Annotated in this window: 10 protein-coding genes and 1 pseudogene; 7 read left to right on the top strand and 4 right to left on the bottom strand. The window is 61.6% G+C overall.

The window, feature by feature from the left end; genetic code table 11:
• Positions 1-105 precede the first annotated feature (105 nt).
• The 4 genes from AACX78_RS11205 (at position 106) to AACX78_RS11190 (ending at position 4094) form a co-directional block, all read left to right on the top strand.
• A complete protein-coding gene (locus AACX78_RS11205) occupies positions 106-1257 on the top strand; it encodes a methionine aminotransferase (RefSeq protein WP_159166238.1) in 1152 nt (383 codons plus the stop codon).
• A gap of 8 nt (positions 1258-1265) precedes the next feature.
• Positions 1266-2081, top strand: coding sequence for a carbon-nitrogen hydrolase family protein (locus AACX78_RS11200; RefSeq protein ID WP_159166237.1), 816 nt, complete (start codon positions 1266-1268; stop codon positions 2079-2081).
• A 53-nt stretch (positions 2082-2134) separates the two neighbouring features.
• Positions 2135-2905 carry an ABC transporter substrate-binding protein gene (locus AACX78_RS11195; RefSeq protein ID WP_159166236.1) on the top strand — a complete coding sequence of 257 codons (771 nt, stop codon included), beginning with the start codon at positions 2135-2137 and terminating at the stop codon, positions 2903-2905.
• A gap of 286 nt (positions 2906-3191) precedes the next feature.
• Positions 3192-4094, top strand: a complete 903-nt coding sequence (locus tag AACX78_RS11190; protein ID WP_159166235.1) for a nuclease-related domain-containing protein — start codon at positions 3192-3194, stop codon at positions 4092-4094.
• A gap of 656 nt (positions 4095-4750) precedes the next feature.
• Here AACX78_RS11190 and AACX78_RS11185 read toward each other — a convergent pair.
• From AACX78_RS11185 to AACX78_RS11170, 4 genes are all read right to left on the bottom strand, one after another.
• Positions 4751-5812, bottom strand: a complete 1062-nt coding sequence (locus tag AACX78_RS11185) for a glycosyltransferase family 4 protein (RefSeq protein WP_236556326.1) — start codon at positions 5810-5812, stop codon at positions 4751-4753.
• Positions 5813-5900: 88 nt separating this feature from the next.
• Entirely contained in the window at positions 5901-7184 is a 1284-nt protein-coding gene (locus tag AACX78_RS11180) for a glycosyltransferase family 4 protein (protein ID WP_159166233.1), read from the bottom strand.
• Positions 7181-8587 carry an O-antigen ligase family protein gene (locus tag AACX78_RS11175; protein WP_159166232.1) on the bottom strand — a complete coding sequence of 469 codons (1407 nt, stop codon included), beginning with the start codon at positions 8585-8587 and terminating at the stop codon, positions 7181-7183. The genes AACX78_RS11180 and AACX78_RS11175 overlap by 4 nt, the downstream gene beginning before the upstream one ends.
• Entirely contained in the window at positions 8575-9894 is a 1320-nt protein-coding gene (locus AACX78_RS11170) for a lipopolysaccharide biosynthesis protein (protein WP_159166231.1), read from the bottom strand. Before AACX78_RS11170 ends, AACX78_RS11175 begins: the two co-directional genes overlap by 13 nt.
• A gap of 298 nt (positions 9895-10192) precedes the next feature.
• Between AACX78_RS11170 and AACX78_RS11165 the strand changes: the two genes are divergently transcribed.
• The 3 genes and pseudogenes from AACX78_RS11165 to AACX78_RS11155 all read left to right on the top strand — a co-directional run.
• On the top strand, positions 10193-10948 hold the full coding sequence (locus AACX78_RS11165; protein ID WP_100653875.1) for an acyltransferase: 756 nt from the start codon (positions 10193-10195) through the stop codon (positions 10946-10948).
• Entirely contained in the window at positions 10945-12144 is a 1200-nt protein-coding gene (locus tag AACX78_RS11160) for a glycosyltransferase (protein WP_159166230.1), read from the top strand. Before AACX78_RS11165 ends, AACX78_RS11160 begins: the two co-directional genes overlap by 4 nt.
• Positions 12141-13219: pseudogene (locus AACX78_RS11155) on the top strand (hypothetical protein); the annotation flags it as partial. The gene AACX78_RS11160 and the pseudogene AACX78_RS11155, both read left to right, overlap by 4 nt.

Here is a 13219-nt window from a genome sequence, read left to right as displayed (position 1 = left end):
CCATGCTTGAGAAAAACTCATGCATAACATGCCGAATAATCCGTTGTCCGGCAAGAGAGCGAGGACTAAAAAGGGACATTTTTCAAACACTCAGGTGACGACGTCATGTCTTCCCCCCGCATTGTCAGCAAACTGCCCCAGGTGGGCACCACCATCTTCAGCGTGATCGGGGATCTGGCCGCCCGCCATCCCAGCATCAACCTCTCCCAGGGGGCACCGAGCTTCCCCTGCGATCCCGAGCTCATCCGGGTGACCCACGAGGCCATGCTGGCCGGGGAGAACCAGTATGCCCCCATGACCGGGCTGCCCGCCCTGCGCGAGCAACTGGCGGCCAAGATAGCGGCCAGCTATGGCCACCACTATGATGCCGGCGAGGAAGTCACCATCACCGCCAGCGCCAGCGAGGCCCTGTTCTGCGCCATCACCGCCCTGGTGCACCCCGGGGACGAGGTGATCATGTTCGAGCCGGCGTTTGACAGCTACCGCCCCATGATCCAGCTGCAGGGCGCTACCCCCGTGGTGATCGCCCTCAAGGCGCCGAGCTTTGCCATCCCCTGGGACGAGGTCGCGGCCCGCATCACGCCCCGCACCCGCATGATAGTGCTCAACACCCCCCACAATCCGACCGGCACCGTCTGGCAGGCGGGGGATCAGGAGCACCTGGCCCGCCTGGTGCGCGGCACCGACATCCTGATCCTCTCGGACGAGGTGTACGAGCACGTGGTGTTCGACGGCGCCCTGCACCAGAGCGTGATCCGCTATCCGGAGCTGGTGGAGCGCTCCGTCGCCGTCTTCTCCTTCGGCAAGACCTTCCATGTCACCGGCTGGCGGGTAGGTTACTGCGTGGCACCGCGCCCCCTGATGGAGGAGATCCGCAAGGTGCACCAGTTCGCCATGTTCGCCGCTGACACCCCCATGCAGTACGGCTTCGCCCACCTGTTGCAGCAACCGGCCCACTACCAGGGGCTAGCGGCCTTCTATCAGCGCAAGCGGGATCTGCTGGTCTCGGCCCTGGGGGATTCGCGCTTTACCCTGCTCCCCTCGGCGGGCAGCTTCTTCATGCTGGCGAGCTACGAGCGGGTAAGCGACGAGCCGGACAGCCTCTTCGTGCAGCGGCTCACTCGTGACCACGGCGTCGCCACCATTCCGGTCTCCGCCTTCTATCACGACGGCACGGATCAACGGGTCATCCGCCTCTCCTTCTCCAAGGATGAGGACACCCTGCTGGCGGGCGCCGAGCGCCTGTGCGGCGTCTAGGAGGCACCATGGAATCAGTGCGCGTTGCCGTCCTGCAGATGGTGTCCGGGGATGACCTTGACCACAACCTGGCCCAGGCCGAGGCCCTGCTGCGTCAGGCCGCGGCCGAGGGAGCCGAGTTTGCCCTGCTGCCCGAATACTTCTACCTGATGCCGGAAGATGAGCGGGCACGGGTGGCCCTGGCCGCCCCCGTCAGCGATCACCCTCTGCTGGCCTGGGCCCAGGGGCTGGCCTGGGAGCTCGGGATCTGGCTGCTGGCGGGCACCCTGCCCCTTGAAAGCAATGAGCCCGGCAAGATGCACAACAGCAGCCTGCTTATCGACCCGCAAGGGCAGCTCGTGAGCCGCTACGACAAGCTGCACCTGTTTGGCTTTTGCACCGGGCAGGAGCAGTATGACGAGGCCGCGACCATGAGCCCGGGCCGGGAGGTGGTGAGCCATCCCCTGCCCTGGGGCGTGCTGCGCTTCGGGATCTGCTACGACCTGCGCTTTCCCGAGCTATTTCGCCTGAGCCCTGCCCCCGATTTCATCGCCCTGCCCGCGGCCTTCACCCACACCACCGGGCTGGCGCACTGGGAGCTGCTGCTGCGGGCCCGGGCGGTGGAGAATCTGGCCTTCGTGCTGGCCTCAGCCCAAGGAGGTGAGCACCCCGGCGGGCGCCGTACCTTCGGCCACAGCATGATCATCGATCCCTGGGGCCAGGTGCTGGCCCAGGTAGAGGAGGGTCAGGGCATGGCCATCGCCACCCTGGATCTCGCGGCCCAGCGCCTGGTGCGCAGCCAGCTGCCTGCCCTCACCCATCGCAAGATAGCCGTCGGCCCTTGAGGCCGGCACCATTTAGAACTCTAGGAATGACACCACACTTCAAGGGACTGACCATGAAACTCAACACACTGATGATGCTGGTGGCCCTGGCCACCGCCGGCCAGGCCGCCGCCAAACCCCTGGTGATCGCCACCGACGCCACCTACCCTCCCTTCGAAATGGTCGACAGTAGCGGCAAGCTCGGCGGCTTCGAAGTGGATCTGGCCTATGCCCTGTGCGCGGCCATGAAGACGGAGTGCGAGGTGATCAACCAGCCCTGGGATGCCCTGCTCCCCGGCCTGCAGGTGCGCAAGTACGACGCCATCATGTCCTCCATGAACATCACGGACGAGCGGCGCCAGAAGGTCGCTTTCAGCCAGGTCTACTACATGATGCAGAACCGCTTCGTGGGTCGCAGCGACAAGGCGGCCGACTTTGCCGACACCCCTGAGCACTTCAAGGGCAAGGTGATAGCTGTGCAGGAGGGCACGCCCCAGGACAACTTCATCACGGCCCGCTACGGTGACGTGGCCAAGATCAAGCGCTACGTCTACGCCCAGTCCCCCATGCTGGATCTGCAGTCCAGCCGCGCCGACTACACCTTCGGCAACATGGTGCAGTTGAAGGTCGGTTTCCTCGACAAGGAGATGGGCAAGCAGTTCGCCTTCGTCGGCCCCCAGTTCAACGGCACCCAGGACAAGATCCTCGGGGAAGGGGTAGCGGTGGCCCTGCGCAAGAATGATGACAAGCTCAAGAGCCAATTCGATGCCGCCATCGACAGCGTCAAGGCCGATGGCACCTTCGACACCTTGCTCAAGAAGTACCAGCTCGAAGACCTGCTCTGATCCCGACGCCGGGCATCCGTCAGGCCATACCTTGCATGCCAGTCGATACCGACTGGCATTCTTTTACCCGGGTTCTGCCGGCAAGGCGGCAAACTGCCCTCCTTTATGCAGGCCGCCTGTCACCTCGACGGGAGAGAGCCCGGTCTAATACCAATGGCGACAAGCACTATCTGTCTTCTGACCTCTATCCTTCCCTTGCAACCCTCTGTGCAAGCGAAAAAAGAGACTTCCGCATAGAGATTGTTCGGTAATAATTTCGTTGTCTGTCGCATTTCAAGGAGATGGAATGGAACTCCCCTCTGTGGTCACCTCGATTCTGGCTATTGCTCTGCTCTTTTTGGGTCCCTTGTTTTTACTGATTGGCGCCATGACGTTTATCATGAAGAGGTACAAACGGCATCACACCAGCCCTTTGACCCGGGATCTACTCAGACCGGCAGGCCATACCCTGCAAGAGCAAATTGATGATCAGAGGATCGATCTCTTCGGCCTCATGTTGATGACCCCCTTGATGCTGCTCATGGTCGCCCTGCTGGCATTGTTACAGAACACCCTCAACGGCACTCGGGTATCACTCAACCAGCTAGTCATTTTCGGGGTAATGGCAGCAGTCGCCTTTAGCTACTTCTCCTATCGCACCTATCAGGTCATCCGACGCCTACAGCATCTGAAACTCGGCTATGCCTGTGAGCTGGCCGTCGGGCAAGAGCTCGAATACCTAGTCAGGCCCAAGGATCACCCCTATCGGGTCTATCACGATATTCCGTTCGATGGGTTCAACATCGACCACCTGATAATCTCCCCCAATGGCGTCTTCGTTGTCGAAACCAAGGGACGATCCAAACCAATCAATGACGGTACTAGGCAGTTCAAGGTAAGGGTGGAAAACAATGTGCTGCACTTCCCAAATCATGTAGAAACCGAACCGCTGGATCAGGTTAGGCGCAGCGTTACCTCGGTGCGTAACTGGCTCAATAGCGCCACGGGCACAGATGTGCCGGTAGGCGGGATCCTGGTGCTACCCGGCTGGTATGTCGAATTGTGTCAGAAGACGACCGCCCCCTATGTCGTCAGTGCAGCCGCACTACCCAAAGTCTTGCCCCAGTTGAGAGTGGGCACACTGGAACTGGCACATATTCAAGCCATTGCCCATCAGGTGGAGCAAAAAGTAAGAGACATAGCCAAATGACGCCACGGCAGTCTGCCCAATAAACCAGCAGCCAGACGAGCTGCCCTTCGTTCTGCCTGCGCTATGGTTTACCATGCAGGCAATTGTGGTGCAGGGCACCGCTCACCCAGGTACTTTGGCGTCGTCGCCATCCCGGACACCCTATCTCGGAACTTATGAGCAAAACAGCACAATCCGGCATTGAGCCCACCTTCTACTTCCACGTTTTGCAATATGTCTTTTTTAATAGCCTGATTTATATGGGTTTATTTATCTGATGCAGATGCGCGTGGTACACAATGGGGACATGATGAAATTTGAGGGCCATTGCTACAGATAGCAACAGTTTTCATTTGAGTAACTTAACCGTCAGGACTTCATCCGCTTTTACCGTAATAGAGCCAAGCCAGACCCGTCCAGCTGTTTCATATGTGAAACACAACATGCAGAAGTTCGTGGTCATAAACTGCAGAAGTTCAATTTACATTTACATTTCAATGCTTTGAAATAACATTCAAACTCGCTGATTCTGCGCTCTACACAGCAACGTCATCCGGCCGTAACTGCATCAGACTGGCTGAGCCACCCAGCCTCCCGCTTCCAACCTGCCCATAAGCCTCCCCCATAGTAGGAGTGAGCTTCTTATCATCCCTGCAATGGATCGGGATCGTTCCGGGCTAACCATTCACTGAACGGCTCAATGCATCCCATCGCAACAGCTCTTCCCACTGTTCCAGCGTGCTTTGGTAGGTATCCGCCGCGCTGTAATGGGCCTTGGCATGTAATCGAGCATGGTGGCCAAGTCTCATGGCCACATCGGGCATGGCATTGAGGCTTGCCAGCACCCGCGCCAGATCGCCAGGATCGTTCGGTTGATATTTGCGGCAATCCACGCCATCAGTGAGGTGTCGATCCCACCAAGCACCATCGGCCGGGATCACCACGCATAATCCCGCGGCCATTGCCTCCAGAATGGATAGCCCGAAAGGTTCCTGGTGGCTGGTTGAGACAAAAATACCGCATTGAGACCTTATCTCGTCAAGGTTCTGCGGGTTTGGATACCAGTAGGTGTCTGGTAGGTGTGGCTGGGGCTGGCTGCTGGGTTGCAAAGTGCCTTTGGGTTGCAGATAACAAACCATTAATGTCGGGCGAGCGTCAGCGATCATTTGATGGGCTGCCAGCATGGTTTCCAACCCCTTCCACCGCAGCAAAGATGCCGCCCATAAAATACGGGAGCCACCCAAAGTCGCGGTGGGCCAATCAATCTCGCTCAAGCCGTTAGTAAATGGCTTCCAATGTGATGGGAAATCGGTCTCTCCAAGCCGCACCAATAAAGCCGCCAAAGAGCTGCGCGCAGACTCCAGATAAAACACAAAACTCGCGCGTTGCAGTGCTCTGGCAGAGAGCCCCGAGCAACCCACCGGCCCGTGGATCAGCTGCACCACCCGGCACCGAAACCAGCGTGCGGCCCAGTAACAGCAAAGATCCACCCCGGGTCCTGACGCGGCCAGCAAGCACTTGACAGCCCCCAAACGCCACGCCAGCAACACTATGGCCATGGTCTGCCATCCCTGTTTGAGGAGATAGCCGATGCCGGATTCCCGCCCCTTCAATATCCGGGGTAGCCAAAGGGGGTGATGCTGGCAACGGGGCCAGGAGTCGGGATCTTGCGTCAACACATGACATGTCAGCTCAGGCATCCTCTTGCTCAGCTCATCGAGCAGCACTTCGGTCGCCACCTTGGATCCCCCCCGAAAGGGGATGGGATCCACCACCAGGATCTTGCCGCTCACTGCTTTCATCTCTGCTGTCATCTGGTGGTGCTCCTTACTCTGGTAACTTGCTGCGGCCGAACCCCGCCTGCACTTTTTCCACCACCCTTGCCAACCCTCTAGTCAGCATGCGGCGCCCTTGGGCGACAAGCCGCTGCCACGCCCAGCGGACAATGGACGCATAAGGCGTGCCATAGGATGATTGAGATGTGCTGCGCCAGCGGCCAGCCAGGGCATCACCCCATACTGCCGTTATCTTTTCGACATAGCGATCCACAGTGAACAGTTGTGCGGCACGCTGCTGACCGGCCCGTCCCATCGCACATCGGGTTTGCTGATTGCTCAATTGCCGCCAGTGGTCAGCCATCTCGATCCAATCCCCCGGCGTCGCAAGCAAACCGCTCACGCCCTCTACCACTACTTCGGGAATACCGCCCACCCGATAGGCACTGACCGCGAGCCCCAACATGCCCGCCTCCGCCAGCGTCAGACCAAACACCTCCTCACGGGCACCGGAGACCAGCAGATCCACCCCGCCACGCAATATAGCCGCGCTGTCTGGCCGCTCGCCGAGAAAGTGCACCCGCTCAGCCACCCCGAGTTCGGCAGCAAGTACCATCAGCGCCTCCCGCTCCGGGCCGCTGCCAATGATCAACAACCGGGCAGCCTCCCCCGACTCAGTCAAGGCAGCCAGCGAGCGGATCAGCAGATCAATCCCCTTGCGCTTGATCAGGGAACCGACGGTGGCAATGATCAACTCCCCCGGGGACAAGCCCAGCATGTCGACGACAGGCCAGTGAGCTCCTGCATTCAGTCTGGCGGCATCCACCCCGTTGGGTACCCGGATCAACCGATCGGCCGCGCATCCATCCTGGCGCCAACCGGTCAACACCGGCTCGCTCACCCCAATCAGCACGCTTGCCTGATGCACCCGCAGGCTGAATCTATCTCTGGGCTGGTAACGGGCATGGAGGTGGCACACCAGCGGCACCTGCAACGCCCGACAGACCCCCGCCAGCCACTGACAAGGGGCCGCGCTGTTGGCGTGCACCAGCCCAATCTGCCGTCCGGTCATCAGCGCGCTGGCCCGCTGACACAGGCGCCGATGTGCGGCAAAATCAAAACGGGGCACCTGCCATCCTAACAGCAGGCTAAAAGGCTCAACCAGGGTTTCGACCCCGAGGGTGGCCGCCTCTGCCGCCAGACTCGGGCTATTGCACCAGAGCAACGGCGTAAACCGGCTGCGATCGAGGTGAGCCAGCAGATCCAGCAGGCAACGTTCGCTGCCGCGGATCCAGTCTTCACCGTAGTGAACCAGCAAAACAGGGGTTGTACTCATCCTTTTGCTCCCTTGGGTGGCACTGCCGGCAACAGGGTTACCTCTTGGTGATCACCTGCGGCGAAATTTGCTTGTACAGCCGCTTGTTGCACGTATTTGATGGTGGCGACGGCCAGCGCCAGCTCCAGATAGATGGGCCAGGTAAAGCCTTGGGTCAGGAAGGAGCCCGAGATCACAAACCCCACCATGCTGGCCATCACCCCTTGTATGGCAGTGATCACAGCAGGAGGCATGCCAGCAAGCTGACAACGCCAGCAACTGCGCAGGGTCACCGTCACCATGCCGATAAACAGCGCAAGGCCGACAAAGCCTGTTTCAGCCAGCACCCCGAACCAGGTGGAGTGCACCGCATGATTCAGCCCATCCCAATGGGGGCTGTAGAAGAAGTAGTTGTAATAGAAATTGGACAAGCCCACCCCCACCAACGGATGGCCCAGCGCCATGCCCCAGGCCGCTTGCCAGGCGTAGATCCGCCCCATGGCCGAGGCATCGACCCCGCTCTCGGCGGCGCCGCCAGAGGCCCGGTCACTGATCCCGGCGGCGGCAAACAGCACAATCAGCGCGACCATACCCAGCGAGATCAACAGGGTTTTCGACTGCACCCGCTGCCAGGCAAACAGGCCGCTGACTGCACAGATACCCAGCAAGCCACCCCGGCTCTGGGTGGCAATAATGGCGGCCGCAGTCAACGCAAAGCCGAGCCCCCCCAGCAAACGCCCCCCGACCCCATTGCCCTGATTGAGCAGCAAGCTGAGGGAAAAACCGGCAGGAAAGAGCAGCACCAGCGCCAGGTCATTGGGATCCCCCAGCACTGAACCCAGCTCGCGCCCTATGGTTACCCGGGTGCCCTCCACCAGCCCAATTCCGCTCGCCTTGTTGAAGAGAGCCACCAGCGCCACCAGACAGCCCGCCACCACAAAAGTGCGCACCGCCAGCGCAAAATCCCCCGGGGTGCGCACCAGCCAGGCGGTGGCCAGGGTCATAAGGTAGATCTTGCTGTAACTGCCGGTCCAGGTGGCGATCGCCTCGCCCCGGTTGCTGGCAAACAGCACGCCGATGGAGACCATCACAAAGAAGGCCGTCAACCAGCTCAGGGGTTGGCTCCAGTAAGGATTGATCCGGCCGGTCAGCAAAATGTGCCAGACCAGCGCGCCGATGGCGGCCAGCGAAAAGAGCAGCGGGATCTTGAGGGGATAGAGCTGGGGGAACACCTCATGCAGCCGAAAGAAGGAGAAGGTGACAAACCCCAGCACCATCAAGAAGGGCCAGCGCAGGGCAAACCAGATGGCGGGAATGGCAAGGCCAACCACCGGTAGCAGCAAGGGATGGGGCAACCGCCACCAGAGCAGGGCCAGCACAAGACAAATGGCGCTTGCCCAGAGGGCCGGGGTCAGACGAGCCATGATCCTGCCCACCATTGACCAAGACAGACCATCGCCAGCGCCCCGAGGGAGCTGGCCCAAAGGGTCGAGAGACGATAGGGCAGCGGCAGCAACCGCTGGCTCACCAAATAAAAGGCCAGGGCTCGTACCAGATAGACCAGCAGCAGGGTCCAGATCACCCCGGCGACCCCAAAGAGCGGAATGGCGAACAGAAAGCCCGCCACGCCGAGGGCGCCGCAGCCCAGATTGATCACCATCTGGGCATGGCTTTTCTCGCCGCTAAAGCAGCCGACATTGAGCAAATCCGAGACGTTGCGTACCGCCATCCCCAGCACCAGCAGCGGAATATAGGCGATCGCCCCGTGATAGCTCTCCGGCGTCAACCAGCGGATCAGCAAAGGGGCTGTGAGCCCAACGATGCCCGCGGTGACAAACCCCAGCACCGACCCAAGCACGCTGTAATGGGCATTGAGGCGCAGTCCATCCGGCTCGCGCAACAACATGAAACGGCGGGGATACCACCAGAGGGCAAAGGGCTGCAGCAACAGTCCCACCGCCAGCGCCAGCTTGCCCGCCACCGCGTAGTAGGCGAGCAATGCCTCCCCCACCACATCGGCCAGCAGCCAGCGATCCAGCCCGCTCAGGGCAAACCCCGCCAGCCCACTCACTACCAGTGGCAGCCCATAGCGCAGCAGCGGCCGATAGTGTTGCCAGTCAAAGCGGATCCCGCTATCTCGCCACTGCCAGAGACTGAGCAGCAGCGCCAATGCGACGCAGGTCAAGGTGCCGGAAGCCAGCACCCCGCTCACTCCCCAGCCGAGCCAGAGCCACCAGCCGGTCAGCACCGACTGGATCACCGCCTTTCCTGCGGTCGCCACGAAAAAGAGTCGCGCCTGATTGCGCATCCGCAGCCATGCCAGCGGCACACCGATCACCCCTTCAAACGGCAGGGCGCAGAGCACCCAGCGCACATCCGAGAGGCGGGTTTCCACCGGCAGCCAGGCTTGCACCACAGGTGCCAACACCCAGAGCAGCACCAGACTGGCGAGAGCGATCAGCCAGACCAGACCAAACATGCGGGCCACCACCTGCTGGCGCTCCTGCTCATCTTTCGCCAGTCCGGCAAAGCGGTAGAGGGCATCCACCAGCCCGAAGCCAAGGATCAGGGAGCCCAGATTGATGAGGGTCAACAGCACCTCCAGCTGGCCGTATTCACGAGGCAGCAGCTGATGGGTCAGCACCGGCAGCATCAGCAGGGAGATCCCCTTCATCAGGAGCAAGCCGCCGGCGTAATAGAGCATGGCAATCTGGTTCACACCAAGTTTCATAGGGCCTCCCAGCCACCCGAAGCATCCTGCTCCGGGTCAGCTACCGCTAATGCAAAGCCCACGCCACTCACTCCCGCCCTGAAGCGATAGCCCTCTGTGCGGCTTAACCGGCCTGCACAAGCCCAGAATGAGACTGGCATTTGCGTTTTGCACAACGCTGGCTGCAAATTGCACCGACCGGCGCAATCTGACTCTACTCTTAGCCCCATTTGGCCCGATCTAGCTGGGGCCGTCCTGTTGGCCCGATCCCTGCTTTCTGCTTAGCGAGCAACGGACTGCACCAGAGGGAGAGGTCGCCATGAACACCATCAACCTGCACCGGATGAAAAGCTGGGCCAAACAGGGGGAAACGCCACTGGCTCGTCGAGTATGGCGACTGGCCAAAAGTGTCCGCCACTGGTCATTCCCCGTGATCCCTCCCCTGCATCGACTGCTTTATCGGCTCTATCTGCTGGGCAGCAACGCGCTGGCAACCCTGACCCGCACCCTCTGGTGGACCCCCTTGTTTCAATCTCGCCTCACGGCCCCCGCCCCGCGCCTCTACCTCTATGGCGGCATCCCCTATATCAGCGGTCCGGTCACCATCGAGATCGGCGCCGACTGCCGTCTCAGCGCCGCCATGACCATCAGCGGCCGGGCATCGAGCCAGACACCAAGGCTGGTCATTGGCCGCAATGTCGGGATTGGCTGGCAAACCACCCTGGCGGTGGGCAGCAAGATAGTGCTGGGGGATAACGTCAGAATTGCAGGGCGTGCCTTTCTGGCGGGCTACCCGGGGCACCCGATCAACGCCCGCGATCGCGCCCGGGGCCTGCCGGATCGCGATGAACAGGTGGGAGCCATTGTGCTGGAGCAGGATGTCTGGCTTGGCACCGGGGTGATGGTGATGGCCGGTGTCACCATAGGCGCCGGCACCATTGTCGCCGCAGGCAGCGTCGTGACCCGGGATCTGCCCGCAGGTGTGCTGGCAGCGGGTGTACCGGCCACCGTACTGCGCCCGTTGCAACCACAGGATCACAGCGACCCCGCACACGCCTCGGAGACCCTTGCATGAAACCACACTCACTGCCGCAACTGGTGGTGCTGGGCGAGGATTGGGGCCAGCACCCCTCCAGCACCCAGCATCTGATCAAGCGTCTGTTGCCCGATTATCAGGTGCTCTGGGTCAACTCCATCGGCATGCGCTGCCCCCGCTTTACCCTTCATGATCTCACCCGCATCGTCCGCAAACTGGGGGCGGTGCTGCGCGGCGCGCGCCATGCTGGCGGCCAGTCGGTTGCGCCATCCGAAGCCAGCAGCCCCCGGGTTCTGCCGCCGCTCGCCTTGCCGCTGCCGGGCAGTCGGCTGGCGGGCAAGATCAATGGCCACTGGCTGGCGGCGCAGATCCGGCGTCAGCTGCCCGAGCTGGATCGCCCCTTGCTCTGGATCTCCCTGCCCAGCGCCGTCGATCTGATTGGCAAGCTCGAAGAGCGGGCGGTGATCTACTACTGCGGCGATGACTTCTCGGCGCTGGCAGGGGTGGATCATCAGGCCATTGCCCACTGCGAGGCCCGACTGGTGGAAAAAGCCGATCTCATTCTGGCCGCCAGCCCCGCGCTGGCCAGCCGGTTTCCGCCCCATAAAACCCGGCTCCTCAGCCACGGCGTGGATCTCGAGCTGTTTATGCCCCCCAGAGAGCGCCCGGCGGATCTCCCCTCCGGCCGTCCCATTGCCGGATTTTACGGCAGCCTGAGCGACTGGATTGATATCCCCCTGCTGGCAGAGACGGCTGCCGCCCTGCCCCACTGGGATCTGGTGCTGATTGGCCCGGTCCAGACCGATATCTCCCCCCTCAAGGGGCTCCCCAATATCCATCTGCTGGGGCCCCGTCCCCATCACTCGCTGGCGGCCTATGCCCAGCACTGGCAGGTGAGTCTGCTGCCCTTTGTCGACAACGCCCAGATCCGTGCCTGCAATCCGTTGAAATTGCGTGAATATCTGGCCGCAGGGCGACCCATCGTCAGCACCGATTTTCCGGCCCTCGATGGCTATCGGGATCAGATCCAGCTCCCCCACGATGGGGAGAGCCTGGCCCAGGCCATCAACCGGGCCGCCTTTGATCAATCCAATCCAGGATGGTTTCAGGAGAGTGGCTGGGAGGGGCTCACCCGCAGCGAAGGGCGCCACACTCGCCAACAACAGGTGGCCCTGCAAAGCTGGGATCACAAGGCTGCCGAGCTGAACAACTGGTTGAAGGGGCTAGCCGGATGAGCAAAAGGCTCTGGCTGGTTATCCTGCTCTGCGCCAATGCAGCGATGGGCGCTACCCGGCTGGAGGGGCAGACCCCGCTGCCCCTGACAGGTAACCAGACCCCCCAGCGGCTCGATCTGAGCACCCACAACTGGCCAATAGGCAGCGATGATGAACTGGTGATCGAGGGCCATAACCCCAGCGCCCGCCCGCAAACCCTGATCCTGCGTATCGACGATGAGGCCTCGGTCAACTACCGCAGCCGGGTCAATCTGGAGCGGATTGTCGCCCCCGGCCCCTTCACCCAGCGCTTTGCCTTGAGTGAGTGGCGCACCAGCCAGCCCAGAGCGCTGGCGCTGGACAAACTCACCAAGCTCTATCTCTTTATGGCCGATAACGCCCCCTCAATGACCATTCACCGCTGGTACTGGGAGCCCGGTCTGACTCTGCCTGCGGGCACCATTGCGCTGGATCTGGGGGCGGCGGCTGCGCCCCGCTTTACCGGCTTTGAGCCCCTGAGCCCGGGGGATCCCCGGCTGATTGGCCACCCCACCGCCATCTTGCGCCCCTCCGGCGATGCCCTGGTGCGCGATGGGCTGCGCAATCTGGATGGCGTACGGTTGGAGGTCGCCAAGGGGCGCTACCAGCTCACCCTCTGGCTCGATGACCCCGGCGAGTGGGAGTATCTGCCCCACCCCTTCGAGCGCAGCGTTCTGGTCAATGGCGAGCCCATCTGGGCCGAGCAGTGGCAACCGCAGGAGTGGCTAACGCAGCGCTATCTGGCGGGACAATCCCGCGAGGCACTGCCAAACCCGGATCCCTGGCAGCTGTTTGGGGCACGACAGGGCGGCCCGGTTCATGTCACCCTGAACCACCCAGGCGGCCCGCTCACTATCACACTGGTAGGTCACTCACCGGATGCCAAGTACCTGGCGGGACTGCTGCTTGCCCCCTATCCGGCCCCCACCAGCAAAGAGGCTCTCCCGAATAGTGGGAAAGATCACGCTGTATTGGCCGACGCTACCGCCATCGTGCTGACCAAGCAGCGCCAGCTGTTTTTGGAGAAGTGGACTCTGGCCCCCTATTCCCCAACCCC

Origin of the sequence: Aeromonas sp. 9A (assembly GCF_963900955.1) — a bacterium.
Lineage (GTDB): Bacteria > Pseudomonadota > Gammaproteobacteria > Enterobacterales > Aeromonadaceae > Aeromonas > Aeromonas salmonicida.
Note: the sequence above shows the minus strand (reverse complement) of the source record. Positions and strands in the feature narration are given on the sequence as shown.